The 16,422-nt window shown below is 61.3% G+C and carries 15 protein-coding genes and 1 tRNA gene; 4 read left to right on the top strand and 12 right to left on the bottom strand.

Annotation, left to right across the window (positions count from 1 at the left end; translation table 11 throughout):
• Positions 1–201: 201 nt before the first annotated feature.
• The 4 genes from PBR20603_RS06330 to PBR20603_RS06345 all read right to left on the bottom strand — a co-directional run bounded on the left by PBR20603_RS06330 (position 202) and on the right by PBR20603_RS06345 (position 4,103).
• Positions 202–278 (bottom strand) — tRNA-Val (locus PBR20603_RS06330).
• Between the two features lie 186 nt (positions 279–464).
• A complete protein-coding gene (locus PBR20603_RS06335) occupies positions 465–2,762 on the bottom strand; it encodes a RelA/SpoT family protein (RefSeq protein WP_281355988.1) in 2,298 nt (765 codons plus the stop codon).
• A 47-nt stretch (positions 2,763–2,809) separates the two neighbouring features.
• Positions 2,810–3,166: a RidA family protein gene (locus PBR20603_RS06340; protein WP_023595507.1), complete on the bottom strand. Its 357-nt coding sequence runs from the start codon at positions 3,164–3,166 to the stop codon at positions 2,810–2,812.
• Between the two features lie 58 nt (positions 3,167–3,224).
• Entirely contained in the window at positions 3,225–4,103 is an 879-nt protein-coding gene (locus PBR20603_RS06345; protein WP_150558684.1) for an alpha/beta fold hydrolase, read from the bottom strand.
• A 162-nt stretch (positions 4,104–4,265) separates the two neighbouring features.
• Here PBR20603_RS06345 and PBR20603_RS06350 point away from each other — a divergent pair, with 162 nt between their 5' ends.
• Entirely contained in the window at positions 4,266–5,057 is a 792-nt protein-coding gene (locus tag PBR20603_RS06350) for a 3-hydroxybutyrate dehydrogenase (protein ID WP_150558930.1), read from the top strand.
• A gap of 220 nt (positions 5,058–5,277) precedes the next feature.
• Here PBR20603_RS06350 and PBR20603_RS06355 read toward each other — a convergent pair whose 3' ends face one another.
• Both PBR20603_RS06355 and PBR20603_RS06360 read right to left on the bottom strand, forming a co-directional pair.
• On the bottom strand, positions 5,278–5,916 hold the full coding sequence (locus PBR20603_RS06355) for a CoA transferase subunit B (protein WP_150558685.1): 639 nt from the start codon (positions 5,914–5,916) through the stop codon (positions 5,278–5,280).
• Between the two features lie 23 nt (positions 5,917–5,939).
• On the bottom strand, positions 5,940–6,638 hold the full coding sequence (locus PBR20603_RS06360) for a CoA transferase subunit A (RefSeq protein ID WP_010806057.1): 699 nt from the start codon (positions 6,636–6,638) through the stop codon (positions 5,940–5,942).
• A 231-nt stretch (positions 6,639–6,869) separates the two neighbouring features.
• Between PBR20603_RS06360 and PBR20603_RS06365 the strand changes: the two genes are divergently transcribed.
• A complete protein-coding gene (locus tag PBR20603_RS06365) occupies positions 6,870–7,415 on the top strand; it encodes a PAS and helix-turn-helix domain-containing protein (RefSeq protein ID WP_150558686.1) in 546 nt (181 codons plus the stop codon).
• 60 nt (positions 7,416–7,475) lie between these two features.
• On the opposite strand, the gene PBR20603_RS06370 is transcribed toward PBR20603_RS06365, so the two are convergent.
• The 3 genes from PBR20603_RS06370 to PBR20603_RS06380 form a co-directional block, all read right to left on the bottom strand.
• A complete protein-coding gene (locus PBR20603_RS06370) occupies positions 7,476–7,889 on the bottom strand; it encodes an acyl-CoA thioesterase (protein ID WP_281355989.1) in 414 nt (137 codons plus the stop codon).
• A gap of 182 nt (positions 7,890–8,071) precedes the next feature.
• Positions 8,072–9,136 (bottom strand): DctP family TRAP transporter solute-binding subunit, encoded by a 1,065-nt coding sequence (locus tag PBR20603_RS06375; protein WP_150558688.1) that lies wholly within the window; start codon positions 9,134–9,136, stop codon positions 8,072–8,074.
• 179 nt (positions 9,137–9,315) lie between these two features.
• Positions 9,316–10,092: an SDR family oxidoreductase gene (locus PBR20603_RS06380; RefSeq protein WP_150558689.1), complete on the bottom strand. Its 777-nt coding sequence runs from the start codon at positions 10,090–10,092 to the stop codon at positions 9,316–9,318.
• Positions 10,093–10,270: 178 nt separating this feature from the next.
• On the opposite strand from PBR20603_RS06380, the gene PBR20603_RS06385 reads away from it, so the two are divergent.
• Both PBR20603_RS06385 and PBR20603_RS06390 read left to right on the top strand, forming a co-directional pair.
• The gene (locus PBR20603_RS06385) at positions 10,271–11,941 is read left to right on the top strand and encodes an electron transfer flavoprotein-ubiquinone oxidoreductase (protein WP_150558690.1); all 1,671 of its coding nucleotides are present in this window, start codon (positions 10,271–10,273) and stop codon (positions 11,939–11,941) included.
• A gap of 125 nt (positions 11,942–12,066) precedes the next feature.
• Positions 12,067–12,384, top strand: a complete 318-nt coding sequence (locus tag PBR20603_RS06390) for an MliC family protein (RefSeq protein ID WP_174977798.1) — start codon at positions 12,067–12,069, stop codon at positions 12,382–12,384.
• 102 nt (positions 12,385–12,486) lie between these two features.
• Here the strand turns inward: PBR20603_RS06390 and aroC are convergent, their stop codons facing one another.
• From aroC to PBR20603_RS06405, 3 genes are all read right to left on the bottom strand, one after another.
• Positions 12,487–13,590, bottom strand: a complete 1,104-nt coding sequence (aroC, locus tag PBR20603_RS06395; protein ID WP_150558692.1) for a chorismate synthase — start codon at positions 13,588–13,590, stop codon at positions 12,487–12,489.
• 177 nt (positions 13,591–13,767) lie between these two features.
• Positions 13,768–15,687: an MFS transporter gene (locus PBR20603_RS06400; protein ID WP_150558693.1), complete on the bottom strand. Its 1,920-nt coding sequence runs from the start codon at positions 15,685–15,687 to the stop codon at positions 13,768–13,770.
• The gene (locus PBR20603_RS06405; RefSeq protein ID WP_150558694.1) at positions 15,684–16,139 is read right to left on the bottom strand and encodes a CBS domain-containing protein; all 456 of its coding nucleotides are present in this window, start codon (positions 16,137–16,139) and stop codon (positions 15,684–15,686) included. The genes PBR20603_RS06400 and PBR20603_RS06405 overlap by 4 nt, the downstream gene beginning before the upstream one ends.
• Between the last annotated feature and the right edge of the window lie 283 nt (positions 16,140–16,422).

Here is a 16,422-nt window from a genome sequence, read left to right on the forward strand (position 1 = left end):
CGCCACGCGGCAAAACCACGAAAAAAAACGGCCTCGACTGTCGTCGAGGCCGTCTCTTCATTCCTTACACCCAGACGAAAAACACCCTCGACTTAACGTCGCACCTTCACCACTGTGAAAGTTCGGGCGATCATGAACATGAGTGTTTTTTCCAGCGCCTGTGTCTGCGGGGTTTCGCGGACTGTAATGCATCTAATTCGTTGGTAGGCTCGATTGGACTCGAACCAACGACCCCCACCATGTCAAGGTGGTGCTCTAACCAGCTGAGCTACGAGCCTACTGCAAGAGAACGAGATTCTAGCAAGGTTTCGACAGGTCGCCAAGCGATTATTGTGCCTGCCGGCGAAAAACCGCATCAGACAGGGTTTTTGTGCGGATTCCATCGCGCAATCAATTGCTCCTCCGCCCCCGTATTCGGTGAGCCGGCTCAACCTCGGCCAGCCGCCGATCCTGCTAAAGACCGCTTATCGCCGACGCGACGACACCACGCCCGCCACCCCGGAGAGTTGCGCGAGCGCTCGCTGCAACTGCCCGCCATCGCGCACCTCCACGGTGAACTGCATGAACGCCTGCGCCCCTCGCGACTGCGTACTGACACCGGTGACGTTGAGCTTCTCCCGAGAGAACACCTCGGAGATGTCGCGCAAAAGCCCCTGACGGTCCGTCGCCTCGATCTGGATGTTCACCGGATACGCTGCCACGCCACGCCCTTCGAGCACGTCGGCCGACCAGGCGGTCTGAATCACCCGCTCCGGCGAACGCGCCTTCATAGACTGAAAACTCGCGCAATCCTGGCGATGGATCGACACGCCCTTGCCTCGCGTGACGAACCCCACGATCGGGTCTGGTGGCGCCGGCCGGCAGCACTTCGCCAACTGCGTGAGCAACGCACCGACGCCAACCACCAGCACCCCGCTCTTGGCACCTTGAGCGACACTCGTGTCGAGACTCTTCTTCGCGACAAGCGTGTCCTCATCACGAGGCTCAGGCCCTGGCAAATTGCCGGACAGCGCCTGCTCGACGTGCCGCAAGCTGAATTCATCCTTGGCGATGGACGCGTAGAGATCGTCAGGCGTGCGGAACCCCAGCCGAGCGGCCAGCTCCTCCAGATTGACCGACGTCTTGCCTTCGCGCTGCAACGTCTTGTCGATGAGCGTTCGGCCGTGGGCAATCGTCTCCTCAAGGTCGATCGCATTGAACCACTGGCGCACCTTCTGGCGCGCCCGATGACTCTGCAAATACCCCAATTGCGAATTGAGCCAGTCGCGTGACGGACCACCCTGCTTGACCGTCACGATTTCGACCGTCTGCCCGTTCTGCAGCGGCGTATTGAGCGGCACCATCGCACCGTCGACGCGCGCGCCACGGCAACGGTGCCCCAGCTCCGAGTGCAGGTGATAGGCGAAATCGACCGGCGTAGAACCTTGCGGCAACGAGATCACACGCGCCTGCGGCGTCAGCACGTAGATGTGATCGTCGATCGTCGCGCGCTTGAGTTGCTCCCACGGCTGCACGGCGCCTTCCGCGCCCACCGTGTCGGCGACATCGTCCTTCCACGCCAGCAACTGACGCAGCCACGCGATCTTTTCGTCGTAAGCCTCGTTCGCTGAAAACGCACCGCCGTAACCACGCTGTCCGGCTTCCTTGTAACGCCAGTGCGCGGCAATGCCGTACTCGGCGAAGTGGTGCATTTCGTGCGTACGGATCTGCACTTCGAATGCGCGCCCGTCGTCGCCGATCACCACGGTATGCAGCGACTTGTAACCATTGGGTTTCGGACGCGAAATGTAGTCGTCGAACTCCCTCGGAATCGGCTGCCACAGGTTATGGACGATGCCCAGCACCGTGTAGCAATCCTTGATGTCCTCGACGATCACGCGAAACGCTCTTACGTCGTATAGCTCGGCGAAATCGACGGCTTTGCCGCGCATCTTCTTCCAGATGCTGTAGATATGCTTCGGCCGGCCGGAGACTTCGGCCTTCACCCCTGCGCGCGCCAATTCGTCCTGAAGACGCTGAATCGCTCCTTCAATGAACGTCTGACGCTCAACTCGCTTCTCTTCGAGCAGCTTGGCGATTTGCTTGTACGTGACTGGCTCAAGGAAGCGGAACGCGAGATCTTCGAGTTCCCACTTCAGTTGCCAGATGCCAAGACGGTTCGCGAGCGGCGCATAGATCTCGAGCACCTCATGCGGCATATCCTCGGGCGGCGCCTTCTTCTGCGCCGCATACCAGCGCAGCGACTGCAAACGCGACGCCAGCCGGATCATCACGACACGGATGTCCTGCGCGAACGCAAGCAGCATCTTGCGCAACCCTTCGACCTGCGACTTACGCTCGGCGGAGGCGTCGCGATCACGCCCGTCGGAAGGCATGGCCTGCGCAGCGCGTGAGCCCGCGCCCGATAGCCGCTGCAGCTTGCGCACGTCGATGACGAGCGCAGCCACTTCCGCACCGAAGGTCTGGGTCAGCGTGGCTTGCGCATCCGGCAAAAACTCGGCTGCCGAGAAAAGCGCCGCCGCCTGATGTGTCGCCTCGTCCACGCGCAGGGTGTCGAGAATGGCGAGCATGCCGCGCGCATGCGCCATGATCGGCTCGCCTGACGAGAGCACATGCGCTGCACACAGCTTCTCGGCAAACGCGAGCGCATCGTCAAGTGTGGCAGGCAAATTCGCCTCGCCCCCACCCGCTGCCGAGTTAGTAGCACCGGGCGTCGTTGTCGAATGAGTGCCTGCGGATGTCGGTGCTTGATGTTGGTTCATGTCGGAACACGGGGTGACGAGCACCCCTGATGATGCGGGTCGGGCACTCAGCTTTCGCGCTGTGCCGCCACAACCACGATTTCAACGAGCATGGCAGGGTCCGCAAGCAACGCCTGCACCGTGGCACGCGGGGGCGCATTGCCAGCGGGCACCCACTCATCCCACACCTGGTTCATTTCCCCAAAATACTTCATGTCCGAAATGAATATCTGACAGGAGAGAATCAGCGATTTGTCGCTGTTGGCTTCAGCCAGCAAACGGTCGATATGTGCAAGCACCTGACGCGTTTGCCCCGCCATGTCCTGCGAGCGGTCATCAGGTGTCTGGCCGGCCAGGTAAACGGTGCCGTTGTGCACGGCCATGTCCGACCAGCGCTTTTCGACGTAGAAACGTTGTACTGCCATGATGTAAGACTCCTCGTGTTCTTCTAACTTCGGACCACCCCGCGCCACCAGATGGGCGTCAGTCGGCGTATCCGTCAAAAAATCGGCGTGCGATCTCGATCTGATCTGCATGCACAAACGTCGGCGCATGTCCCACGCCGGCGATTTCCACGGCGCGCGCGTGTTGCGCGTGCGCCAGCATCTGTTCAAGCGTTGTGCGCGAAAGCAGATCCGATTGCTCGCCGCGCACCACCAGCGTGCGTCCGGAAAACGCCGCGAGCGACGCCCAGAGCACAGCTTCGCCTGCCGCAATGGCCTCCGGCGCAACCGCCGAAAACGCAGCCCCAATGGACGGATCGTAGCGCAATACGTAGCCATCCCCCTCAGCCTTGAGCAGCGGCTCGCACAACGCCAGCCATTCCTCGCGCGTATGCGGCCCGAACGCCGAAGAGATCGACCAGAGGTAATCCGCGCCCTCGTCCACCGACGAAAATCGCTTCGGAATGCCGACATACTGACCGATGCGGGCGAGCGCGGAGGCGTCGATATGCGGCCCCACATCGTTCAATAACAGGTTGCGAATCGGCGTATCCGGCAGGCCTGCGAGCCCCATGCCGATCAAACCGCCCATTGACGTGCCGAACCAATCTACCGAAGACACACCGAGCCGTGCGATCAACGTCACCATGTCAGCGACGTACTGCGGCACAACGTACCCCGCGGGATTCACCAGCCAAGACGACTGCCCGCGCCCGACCACGTCGGGACATACGACACGGTAGTCGTTCGCGAAGGCCTTTGCCAGCCCATCAAAATCACGCCCGCATCGCGTGAGCCCATGGACGCACACCAGCACGCGCGGATTCTCGGGGTCACCCCACTCCACGTACGCCATGCGATGCAAACCAGACGGACTCAGACACTGAACGTTCGACAAACGCGGCACGTGGCTCGACATGGCAGACTCATCGGATCGGTTTCCAGATCCGAATTCTACCGCGCTTGCCTGGAACCGTAAGCTAGAATGAGGCGACTCATGAGCCGCATCGAACCGCAGTTCGCGGCTGCGCCCATCGACATCTGGCAACTCCTCCCCCTCCACCCGCACGGAGACGAAGCAATGCTGAAAGGAAAGATCGCCCTCGTAACCGGCTCGACCAGTGGCATCGGTCTGGGCATGGCACAGGCACTCGCGGCACAAGGCGCCAACCTCATTACGAACGGTTTCGGCGACGCCGATGCAGCGCGCAAAGCCATTGCCAGCGCTGCGGCGAAGGCGGGCCACAGCGGCACGCAGATCGGGTATCACGGCGCTGACATGAGCCGGGCCAGCGAGATCGAGGCGATGATGCAATATGCCGAATCGGCGTTCGGCGGCGTCGACATTCTGGTCAACAACGCGGGCATTCAACACGTTGCCGAGATTCAGGATTTTCCGACGGACAAATGGGACGCAATCATCGCGATCAATCTGACGTCGGCATTTCACACCACGCGACTTGCTCTTCCTGGCATGCGTCAGCGCAACTGGGGTCGGATCATCAACATCGCCTCGGTGCACGGACTCGTGGGTTCGGCAGGCAAATCGGCATACGTCGCGGCCAAGCACGGCATCGTCGGCCTAACGAAAGTTACCGCGCTGGAAAACGCGCAGTCTGGCGTGACGGCCAATGCCATTTGCCCAGGCTTCGTGCTCACCCCACTCGTACAGAAGCAAATTGACGACCGCGCGGCACGCGAGCATCTCTCCGGCGACGAAGCCAAGCGCTCGCTATTGGGCGAAAAACAACCTTCGGGCGATTTCGTGACGCCCGAACAGCTTGGCGCGCTGGCTGTCTTTCTGTGCAGCGATGCCGGCTCGCAGGTGCGCGGCGTGGCATGGAACATGGATGGCGGCTGGGTCGCACAGTAAGCGCGGCAAACGCCTGCGACTTGCGGCGAAAGGCCCAGGCGCAGGCCCTGCGCAATGCACGCGAGCGTCACCCAAAAACAAAACGGGCGGGGAAACTCCCCGCCCGTTTTGCCTTCCACCGATCACCGGGTTCAACGGCCACGGCAACCCTCAGCAAGGCTGTGTGTCAGCGGTCCCCGCCCGAATGAGGCGAGAACGCGACCGGCACATCGCCGAAGCCTCAGACAGCGCTCGTATCGAGCGGCGCCCCGGTCTTCTGCGAAATTTCTTCCTTCGTCACGCCCGACGCCAGCTCGACAACTTTCAGCCCATCCGGCGTCACGTCGATCACCCCGAGGTCGGTGATGATGCGATTCACCACCCCAACGCCGGTAAGCGGCAGATCGCATGCCTTGAGGATCTTGTGGGCGTCGCCCTTGGCCACGTGCTCCATGAGCACGACCACGCGACCGACACCGGCGACGAGATCCATCGCGCCGCCCATGCCCTTGATCATCTTGCCCGGAATCATCCAGTTCGCGAGATCGCCCTTCTCACTGACCTGCATTGCGCCGAGGATCGCCAGATTGATGTGGCCGCCGCGGATCATCGCGAACGAGTCCGCCGACGAGAAAATCGACGAGCCCGGCAGCGTCGTGACCGTCTGCTTTCCGGCGTTGATCATGTCGGCGTCGACTTCCTCTTCCGTCGGGAACGGGCCGATACCAAGCAGGCCGTTCTCCGATTGCAGCCAGACTTCCATGCCTTCGGGCACATGGTTAGCCACCAGCGTGGGCAAACCGATACCGAGGTTCACGTAAAAGCCGTCTTGCAGCTCGCGCGCCGCGCGCGCAGCCATTTCATCACGATTCCATGCCATGGTTATCTCCTTGATCTCGGCGCTTACTTGGCACGTACCGTGCGCTGTTCGATGCGTTTTTCCGGATGTGCGTTCAGCACGATGCGCTGAACGAAGATACCGGGCAGATGCACGTCGTCCGGGTCGATCGAACCGGTGTCGACCAGCTCTTCGACTTCGACAATCGTGATCTTGCCGGCCATGGCGGCCATCGGGTTGAAGTTACGGGCGGTGCGATTGAACACGAGGTTGCCGGCACGATCGGCCTTGGCAGCCTTTACGAGCGCGACATCGGCGCGCAGCGAGCGCTCCATGACGTACGTCTCGCCGTCGAATTCGCGCGTTTCCTTGCCCTCGGCAACCACCGTACCCACGCCCGTCTTCGTGAAGAACGCCGGAATACCCGCACCGCCTGCGCGCAGCTTTTCCGCCAGCGTGCCCTGCGGCGTGAATTCGAGTTCGAGTTCACCGGCCAGATACTGGCGCTCGAATTCCTTGTTCTCACCGACGTAAGAGGAGATCATTTTCTTGATCTGGCGCGTCTCGAGCAGCAGGCCCAAACCAAAGCCATCCACCCCGGCGTTGTTGCTGATGCAGGTGAGCCCCTTGACGCCCGAGTCACGCAGCGCAGCGATCAGGGCCTCAGGAATGCCACACAGGCCGAAGCCACCGACGGCGAGCGTTTGCCCGTCTGCGACGACACCGGCGAGCGCCTCCTTGGCGCTGGCGTATACCTTGTTCATCGTTTGTCCCTTTCCCTCGGTTGAGAATTGAAATTATGTCGCGCTCTCGCGCGTTGCGAGGCTTGCGCCACCTCGAAAACCTTCACGGCAACGCACCTCATGCAATCATAGAGCTTACGGTGGCGTGCAAATGGGGCACAATACGTGAAATTACATATCTTCCCGCGCACCGGGCCGCAGCCAGCGACGTGTTGCACCGACACGCGGACCGACCGGACCTGCACTTCCCCCATGCCGACGTTCGACTACCAGACAGCTTTTCACATCGCGCCAGTCGGCTTGGTCATTTCTCGCCAGCGCATCATCGAGGACTGCAATCGTCAACTCGGCAAGATCTTCGGCTACGAGTACGAAACCCTTATCGGTCAATCGTTCCAGGTGCTCTATCCATCACCTAAGGAGTTCGAGCGCATTGGCGAGCGCATTCCGCCGATCATGAGTGCGCAAGGCGTCTACGCCGATGAGCGCATCATGCGCCGCGCCAACGGTGAACTGTTCTGGTGCCACGTGACGGGCCGATCGCTCGACGTACAAGATCCGCACGCCGCCGGGCTCTGGACCTTCGAAGACATGTCCGCCACGCGCCGCGTCGCCGTGGCGCTGACGGCCCGGGAGCGCGAAATCGCGGCACAACTCGTGCAAGGCAAAACCAGCAAACAGATCGGCAAGATTCTCGACATCAGTCCGCGCACCGTCGACATCTACCGTGCGCGCCTCATGCAGAAGTACGGCGCAGGCACGGCCACCGAACTCGTTCAACGCTTGCTCGGAAACTGACCTGAACGAGGGCGCGAGCGTTGCCGCACACCACGTCTCATCGCGCCCCAGTCAGTCATCTCAAGCCAGCAGTGCCCGCACGGCTTCCGGCAGCGGCACCGATTTCTCCTCCTTGTAGTTCACCCAGACGATCTTCGCGCCTCCCTCAGCGACCACCACGTCCGGCGTATCGGCGCGGCGCAACTCAAAACGCGTGTCGACGCTGCTTCGCCCCGGTGCGCCGACAAACATGCGGCAATCGATGTCGCCCGGGTAGCGCAATTGACGCAGGAACGTCATATTCGCATTGATGATGACCGGCCCCTCGCCCGTCGAACTCTCTTCCGACGCGATATTCAGGGATTCCAGCCACGAGATACGCACCTGCTCCATGTATCGGAAGTACACGGTGTTGTTGACATGCCCGAAAGCGTCCATATCGCCCCAGCGAATGGGCATGCTCATACGAAAGACTTCTTTATATTCTGCCGACACTGCAAATTCCCCATGTTGAAAATCAACGCCCCGTCGTACGATGACAGGGCGTCATGGGGATAAAGTGTAGCGCTTCAGATGGATCGGCGTGTGGCACGACGCGGCGATTTAACGGGACTGGCTACCCTTTCAGAATGACATGAGAGTCTGCCTTCGGACATTTCCGAAGCGGCGACACATCACTACCTGCGCACGCTGATGTCGCTTGGCCTATTGCCGGCGGCATCGTCCCTCACCGCCGCTTCCGCCTTCTCGACCAGATCACGCCCGACAAGCGCCTTCCATTTCGTATAGACGGGGCGCGTCGCATCGACGAAGCGCTGACGTTGATCCGGCGTGAGTCGCGTGACCTTCACGCCGCGCGCCTCGAGGTCTTCCCACGTGCCGCGTCCGGTGCTCAGAAGGTCTTCTCGCGCCAGCGTGACTTCAAAGCGTGCCGCTTCCATCGCCGCTTCGCGAACGATGTCGCGATCCTGCGGCGACCAACTGTCCCAGACCTGCCGGTTGACCACGAACAGGATGGGATCGGCCACGTAATCCCACACCGTGATGTAACGCTGCCCCAGCGTATCAAGTCGTACGTTGTTGTAGATCGTGATCGGATTTTCCTGACCATCGATCTTGCGTGTACGTATCGCGCGAATGGCTTCGTTCCATGTCATCTGGGTGGGTACGGCACCCAGCGCCGTGAAGATGTCATTGAACAGCAACGACCCGACGACACGGAAACGCAGGCCCCGCATGTCCTCCGGCAAGCGAATCGGACGGCGCGAATTGCTCAGTTGCCGAAAACCATTCTCGCCCCAAGCCAGCGGCACGACGCCCTGCTCTTCCACACGGCGGAACAACTCACGCCCCACGTCACCCTGTGTGAGGGCATCGAGCGAGCGGTAGCCGCGCAGCAAGAACGGCAGCGAGAAAACGTTGAATTCGGGGATGGCCGAAGACCAGTTGATCGTCGAGCCGACCGCCATGTCGATCACGCCCTGGCGCAACGCCGAGAATTCGCGTGTCTGATCGCCGCCGACGAGCGCGGCGCCTGGGTGCAACCGTATGTTGATGCGTCCGCGCGTACGCTCGCGCACCATGTCCGCCCAGAGCTGTGTGCCTTTGCCCCACGGCGTACCGGCATCGGGCACGATCGACAGCGAATATTCGGCCTTATAGGGTTGCGCGGCCACAGGCAGCGCGATGACGGCGAGGGCAAGCGCGACTCCGACGAGCCCCCGCCAGCCTTGATTACGCATGGTGTCCTCAAGATGATTCGGGATCCGACGTCAGCACAACGCCCTTCACGACCCCGTGAGCATCGGCAAATTATGCGCCCGTCATCACGATGCTGACTGCCTCGGACAATCCCCGATTGCCGCGCGGCGCCCGGCCTGCGCAATCGCCTGAATCATCACGAAAAGCACGCTGACAAGGCTTAAGCAATCGCCAAACCATCGTCGATGGTCATGATCGAGCCGTTGATAAATCTGGAATCGTCCGATGCCAGAAGGAGAATCACCCCATCAAGATCGCTGGGCTCCCCCACACGCTGACGCGGCAGCATCTGAATCAGCTTGCGACCGGCCTCGGTCTGCCAGTGCTCATGATTGATCTCGGTGTCGATATAGCCCGGGCACAGCGCGTTGACATTGATATTGAAGCGCCCCCATTCCAATGCCATTGCGCGCGTCATCTGGATGACCGCCGCTTTGCTGATGCAGTACACGCCGAGCATGGGAATCGCGCGCTGTCCTGCCACCGACGCCACGTTGATGATTCGGTGCTGACGCTGCGGATCGCCCTTGGCGCGCCGGATCATGCGCTTGGCGACTTCCTGCGCCACAAAGAAGGCGCCCCGCGTGTTGGTGCCGAGGACATAGTCGTATTCCTGAGGCGTGACATCGACCAGCCGCTGCTGGGCCGAAACCCCCGAGTTGTTGATCAGAATGTCGATAGCGCCGGCCTCGGTCTCGGCATGCGCCACGCCAGCGCGAATGCTGTCGTAGTCGGTCACGTCCAGCGGAACGACGTGTGCCGCACCGCCTTGCGACTCGATCTCCGCACGCAGCTCCTTGAGCCGCTCCACCCGACGGCTGGCAAGCACCACCTTGGCCCCGGCTTGAGCGAGCACCTTGGCAAACTGCATGCCGAGTCCGCTCGATGCCCCCGTCACCATCGCCACTTTGCCTTCCAGATTCAGCGAACGCCCCATCGTTTTCTCCCTCGAGCCCGGACACCCATTGAAAAACGGCACCACCGCGAGGCGCGCCGCTAGAGCTTCTCACCTACCAAACCGAACGATCGTGCTATTAATATGCGGTTGCGAGGTGTTCTCCATTCCCGGAAAATGGCCGCACCCACGAATTCTAACGTTTATAACAGGAGCATCAATGGATCCCAAGCTGCTTGAGCAGTACGGCCCGAGGGAGTCGATGGAGTATGACGTCGTCGTCGTTGGCGGCGGTCCGGCCGGCCTGTCCACGGCTATCCGTTTGAAGCAACGTGCACAGGAAGCAGGCAAGGAAATTTCCGTTTGCGTGCTGGAAAAAGGCTCGGAAATCGGTGCCCACATCCTGTCGGGTGCGGTCATGGATCCGCGAGCACTGACCGAACTCATTCCCAACTGGAAGGAACTCGGCGCACCGCTCGACACCCCCGTCGTCGAGGATCGCTTCCTGTTTCTGAACGAGACGGGCGCTACCCCCACCCCGTCGTGGCTGCTGCCGGCCTGCTTCCAGAATCACGGAAATTACGTGATCAGCCTGGGTAACGTCGTGCGCTGGCTCGGCCAGCAAGCCGAAGCGCTGGGCGTCGAGATCTTCCCGGGCTTCCCCGCCGCCGAGATCCTGTACGACGAAAATGGCGCGGTCATGGGCGTGGCGACCGGCAACATGGGCGTTGGCAAGGACGGCGAACCGACCGAGAACTTCCAGCTCGGCATGGAGCTGCATGCCAAGTACACAATCTTCTCGGAAGGTGCCCGTGGCAGCCTTGGCCGCCAGTTGATGCGCAAGTTCAACCTCGATGAAGGTCGCGATCCGCAGGCTTATGGTCTGGGCATCAAGGAATTGTGGGAGATTGATCCGGCCAAGCACAAGGAAGGCCTCGTGATCCACACGGCCGGCTGGCCGCTCAATTCGCAGACCTACGGCGGTTCGTTCCTGTATCACTTGCCCAACCATCAGGTCGCCGTGGGTTTCATCGTCGGTCTCGACTACAGCAATCCGTATCTGTCGCCGTTCGAGGAATTCCAGCGCTACAAGACGCACCCGTCGATCCGTCACTTCCTTGAAGGTGGCAAGCGCCTCTCATACGGCGCGCGCGCCATTACGGCGGGCGGGCTGCTGGCGCTGCCGAAGCTCGTCTTCAAGGGCGGCGCGCTGGTCGGCTGTGAGGCGGGTTTCCTCAACGTGAGCCGTATCAAGGGCAGTCACGCCGCCATCAAGAGCGGCATGATGGCCGCCGATGCCGCCTTCGACGCACTGGCCGCTGAGCGTCAGCGTGATGAACTCGTCGCCTATCCCGCAGCGTTCGAACAATCGTGGCTGCACGAAGAGCTGAACAAGGCCCGCAACTTCAAGCAGTGGTTCAAGAAGGGGCTGACCGTGGCCACGCTCATGACCGGCATCGAGCAAAAGCTGCTGGGCGGCAAGATGCCCTGGACGATCCACCGCAAGAAGGCCGATCACGAAAGCCTGCTTCCGGCTGCGCAATGCCAGCCGATCGTCTATCCGAAGCCGGACGGCAAGCTCACGTTCGACCGTCTGTCGTCGGTCTTCATCTCGAACACCAACCACGAAGAGAACCAGCCGGCACACTTGACGCTCAAGGATCCCAGCGTGCCGGTCGGCATCAATCTGGCCGAATACGCGGGGCCGGAGCAGCGTTATTGCCCGGCGGGGGTGTACGAGTTCGTGAAGAACGACGACGACTCCGAACGTCTGCAAATCAACGCGCAGAACTGCGTGCACTGCAAGACGTGCGACATCAAGGACCCGACGCAGAACATCGTGTGGGTCACGCCGGAAGGCGGTGGCGGGCCGAACTACCCGAACATGTAATGTCGCACTGCCGCCGGCTCGTCCGGCGGTTTTCATTTGCAGGCAGTCCGCGACACGCGGTCGCGCAACCCGCTGACCGGATCGCGGTCATAGCGACTTCGAATCAACACCATTGGCAAGGAGGCATGATGTCGAGAACTTCCGTATGGCTGTCGGGTGTCGCGCTGGCGAGCGCCGTTGTGTTGACGTGCGGTGCGGTGCAAGCGAAGTCGGTGTCCTACCTATGTGACAACACGCATGTCGCGCTGGTCGTCTATGACGATCACAACCTCGAAGGCAATGTCACCCTGTACTGGATGGGCAAGCGCGAGATTCTCAAGCCAGCGCGAGCGGCAAGTGGGGAAAAGCATGTCGGCCCCACACTTGCCTGGTGGAGCAAGGGGCCGCAAGGCACGCTCTACACCGCCAGAGACGAACGCCCCATCACCCAGTGCCGGGAATAGGACATAAAAAAACGCCAGACGATCGGTCTGGCGTTTTTGTTTTGCCCTTGCCTTGACTGATAGCCCCGGGCGGATGCCGCTCGAATCGTCAGTCCAGCATCTTCATTCGGGTGCGCGCGCCGCGATGACGGGTGTATTCACCTGCACGTCGCCGCACTGGGCACGGTGGCGCAGCACATGATCGATCAGTACAAGCGCAAGCAACGCTTCGGCAATCGGCGTTGCGCGGATACCCACGCAGGGGTCATGACGACCGAAAGTCTCTACCGTCGACGGCTGCCCCGCGACATCGATCGAACGACGCGGCGTGCGAATGCTCGACGTGGGTTTGATCGCGATCGAGACGTCAATGTCCTGCCCTGTGGAAATGCCGCCCAGAACGCCGCCGGCGTTGTTTCCGACGAAGCCTTCCGGGGTCAGTTCGTCGCCGTGCTCCGTTCCTTTTTGCGTGACGCTACGGAAACCGGCCCCGATCTCCACGCCCTTAACGGCATTCAGCCCCATCATCGCGTGGGCAATATCCGCGTCCAGGCGGTCGAACAGCGGCTCGCCCAGCCCAACCGGAACACCGGTCGCCACAACACGCAGCTTCGCCCCGACGGAGTCCCCGGCCTTGCGAAGATCGTCCATATAGGTTTCGAGCTGCGCCACGACTTCCGCGTTAGCCGCGAAGAACGGATTCTGCGACACCTGCGACCAGTCGGTTTGCGGAATCTCGACGTCACCGAGCTGCGTCATGCAACCGCGCACTTGCACGCCGTGTCGTTCGGCCAGCCACTTCTTGGCGACAGCGCCCGCCGCCACGACCGGCGCCGTCAGCCGTGCCGACGAGCGGCCACCGCCGCGATAATCGCGAACGCCGTACTTTTGCAAATAGGTGTAGTCGGCATGTCCGGGACGGAACGTCCGGACAATGTTGCCGTAGTCTTTGCTGCGCTGATCGGTATTGCGGATGAGCAGCGCAATCGGCGTGCCCGTCGTCACACCTTCGAACACCCCTGAGAGGATCTCGACGGCGTCCGGTTCATTACGTTGCGTGACATGACGCGACGTACCGGGACGGCGGCGATCCAACTCCATTTGAATGTCGGCTTCCGTGAGCGCCATTCCCGGTGGACAACCATCAATGACGCAGCCAATGGCCGGGCCATGCGATTCGCCGAAAGTGGTGACGGTAAACAGGGTTCCAAGCGTATTGCCAGCCATACGGGGATCAGGTTCGGGTGAGACGGGAAAGCCCTATTATGCCAGCGATCCCGCCGCACCGCCCTGCCCTGTGCGGCACACTATGACGTCAAACGTTCGAATGACGGCATTTTAGGCGCCATTCGGACGCCGTCTCGGAGAAGTCCGACCGCGCCGGTGCTTCTTCGCAGACCGCATTCAGACCGGCCATGGGCCACGCAGCTTGACCACCTTGTCGCGCAGCGCCTCCGGCGTGGCCTGAGCCGGCGCGACCGGCTCCCCAATGACGAGCTCCAGTCTGTTCAGGATGCCGCGCTTGAATGGCCGCGTCATCGCCGCGCCGCCATGCCGCGAGAAGAAGCTTCCCCACAACCCGCGCAGCGCCATCGGCACGACCGGCACCGGGCTGCGCTCGATAATGCGCTGTACGCCCTGACGAAACGCCTGCACGTCACCCGACGCCGTAAGTTTCCCTTCAGGGAAGATACACACGACCTCCCCCGCCTCAAGCGCCTGTGCGATTTGCTCGTAAGCCTTGTTGAGCCCCTCGGCGTCCTCGTGCGCGGGGGCAATCGGGATCGCTCTCACCGTTCGGAAGAACCACGACAGCACAGGAATGCGGAAAATCCGATGGTCCATCACGAAGCGAACCGGCCGCCGGATCGACGCACCAATGACCACAGCGTCGGCGAAGCTCACGTGATTGCAGACCAGCACGCAAGGCCCTTCGTCCGGGATCTGGTCTGCCCCTTTGACCTCGATACGATAGACGGTGTGCAGCAGCATCCACATCACGAAACGAATCAGGAATTCCGGGAGCAGCGTGTAGAGATAGACCGCGACCAGCGCATTGAGAATGCCGGTGACGAGATACAACTGGTCTATGCTGAACCCGGCTCTCGTAAGCACCATCGCCATGAGGGCGGACACGACCATGAACAATGCGTTGAGAATATTGTTCGCGGCGATGATGCGCGCGCGATGCGATGGCTTGCTGCGACTCTGGATCAGCGCATACAACGGTACGCTATAGAAACCACCGAACATCGCCAGCAGGAACAGATCTGCCAGAATTCGCCAATGGGCCGGTTGCGAAATGAATTGCCCGACGCTCTGGAGTGCGGCGCCGCTGGCACCTCCCCGGCTGGCAAAATACAGATCGACGGCAAACACGGTCATGCCGATCGAGCCGAACGGCACCAGTCCGATTTCCACCTTACCGGCCGAGAGCCGCTCGCACAGCAGCGATCCGATGCCGATACCGATGGAAAACATGGCGAGCAACAGCGTGACGACATCCGGGTCGGCACCCAACACGTCATGCGCGAAGTTGAAAAACGATGCGAGAAAAGTCGCGCCGAGGAACCAAAGCCAGGAGATCCCAAGCAGACTCTGGAACACCGCACGGTCCGCGCGCGCGATGCGCAGATTTCTCCACGTCTCGGTGAACGGATTCCAGTTGATGCGCAGATCCGGCTGAGCCGCAGGCGTTTGCGGCACCCACGTCGACACCAGCCGGCCCAGCAACGCGAGCCCAAGGCAAACCCCGCCGAGCCAAGGCAGCGACCCCGCCCCCGCGCCAGCAATCTCGCCCCCGATGATCGTGCCGATCAGAATCGCTACGAACGTGCCCATCTCAACGAGGCCGTTGCCGCCGACCAACTCGTGATTCGCGAGATGCTGCGGCAGATAGGCATACTTCACCGGCCCGAAGAGCGTGGAGTGCAGCCCCATCAGAAACGTGCACACGAACAGCAGTGGCGCGCTAGCCCAGACGAAGCCGGCCGCGCCTACGGCCATGATGGCGATCTCCAGCGACTTGACGAAGCGGATCAGGCGCGCCTTGTCCCACTTGTCGGCAATCTGGCCGCTGGTCGCAGAAAACAGGAGAAACGGCGCAATGAAGATGGCCGAAATCAGGAACGCCGCCGTTTTACCGTCGACGTTCTGAAAAAGCGATGCGTGGTAGGTGACAAGCGACGTGAACGCAATCTTGAACACGTTGTCGTTCATCGCGCCCAGAAACTGCGTCCAAAAGAACGGCGCGAAGCGCCGTTCCTTCAGCAGACGTGATTGGTGGCCCTCGCCGCGTGCCCCGCGCTGGCTGGCCTCACTCACTTCGCGTTTTCCGCTTCCTCGGCCGGCCAGTCACGAATGTAGGCCTTGAGCATGCGGTTTTCGAAGGATTGCTCCTCGACGACCGCGCGCGCCACATCGTAGAAGGAAATCACACCCATGAGCGTGCGGTTATCCATGACCGGCAGATAACGCGCATGACGCTCGAGCATCATGCGCCGTACTTCGTTCACATCGGTCTCTGGCGTGCATGTGAGCGGATGATCGTCCATGACCTTGCGAATCGTGGAGCCGCCAACGGTGCCGCCGTTCTTGCTGATCGTATTGATGATTTCGCGGAACGTGAGCATGCCCACGAGATCGCCGTACTCCATTACGACGAGCGAACCGATGTCGTGCGCCGCCATCGTGTCGACGGCATCGGCCAGCGACGTCTCCGGGGTCACGGTGAAAAGGGTGTTGCCCTTTACTTTCAGGATGTCAGACACACGCATGGCACACACTCCTCTTTGTGTTGCTCGGGCAACCGTGGCGGAACGCTGCCGCCGGACGTATTGCCAGACTTCGGCTTGCGAGACGGAACACTGGCGCGCGCGCCGTTGTCTCCGCGTAAATAGTTATTAGAACATGTTCGACGGATGCTATCGGAAAGCGCCTGAAAAGGAAAGGCACAAGACGCGCACACGTCCGTATGACGCGGGTTTTCGGCCGATTCCTTACCGGCGATCGGACATTGCCTTACCTCCCGCATCGGACAGCACCGCGATTTCCCTCATG

Origin of the sequence: Pandoraea bronchicola, from assembly GCF_902459805.1 — a bacterium.
Taxonomy (GTDB): domain Bacteria; phylum Pseudomonadota; class Gammaproteobacteria; order Burkholderiales; family Burkholderiaceae; genus Pandoraea; species Pandoraea bronchicola.

What these genes read in the sequence shown, in the direction of transcription:
- PBR20603_RS06345 (WP_150558684.1), bottom strand. Translation starts at nt 4,103, where the DNA reads ATGTCGAGCCACGTGCCGCGTTTGTCGAACGTTCAGTGTCTGAGTCCG.
- PBR20603_RS06380 (WP_150558689.1), bottom strand. Translation starts at nt 10,092, where the DNA reads ATGGGGCGTTCGCTGAATCTGGAAGGCAAAGTGGCGATGGTGACGGGG.
- PBR20603_RS06340 (WP_023595507.1), bottom strand. Translation starts at nt 3,166, where the DNA reads ATGGCAGTACAACGTTTCTACGTCGAAAAGCGCTGGTCGGACATGGCC.
- PBR20603_RS06390 (WP_174977798.1), top strand. Translation starts at nt 12,067, where the DNA reads ATGATGTCGAGAACTTCCGTATGGCTGTCGGGTGTCGCGCTGGCGAGC.
- PBR20603_RS06405 (WP_150558694.1), bottom strand. Translation starts at nt 16,139, where the DNA reads ATGCGTGTGTCTGACATCCTGAAAGTAAAGGGCAACACCCTTTTCACC.
- PBR20603_RS06365 (WP_150558686.1), top strand. Translation starts at nt 6,870, where the DNA reads ATGCCGACGTTCGACTACCAGACAGCTTTTCACATCGCGCCAGTCGGC.
- PBR20603_RS06335 (WP_281355988.1), bottom strand. Translation starts at nt 2,762, where the DNA reads ATGAACCAACATCAAGCACCGACATCCGCAGGCACTCATTCGACAACG.
- PBR20603_RS06355 (WP_150558685.1), bottom strand. Translation starts at nt 5,916, where the DNA reads ATGGCATGGAATCGTGATGAAATGGCTGCGCGCGCGGCGCGCGAGCTG.
- PBR20603_RS06350 (WP_150558930.1), top strand. Translation starts at nt 4,266, where the DNA reads ATGCTGAAAGGAAAGATCGCCCTCGTAACCGGCTCGACCAGTGGCATC.
- PBR20603_RS06375 (WP_150558688.1), bottom strand. Translation starts at nt 9,136, where the DNA reads ATGCGTAATCAAGGCTGGCGGGGGCTCGTCGGAGTCGCGCTTGCCCTC.
- aroC (WP_150558692.1), bottom strand. Translation starts at nt 13,590, where the DNA reads ATGGCTGGCAATACGCTTGGAACCCTGTTTACCGTCACCACTTTCGGC.
- PBR20603_RS06385 (WP_150558690.1), top strand. Translation starts at nt 10,271, where the DNA reads ATGGATCCCAAGCTGCTTGAGCAGTACGGCCCGAGGGAGTCGATGGAG.
- PBR20603_RS06360 (WP_010806057.1), bottom strand. Translation starts at nt 6,638, where the DNA reads ATGAACAAGGTATACGCCAGCGCCAAGGAGGCGCTCGCCGGTGTCGTC.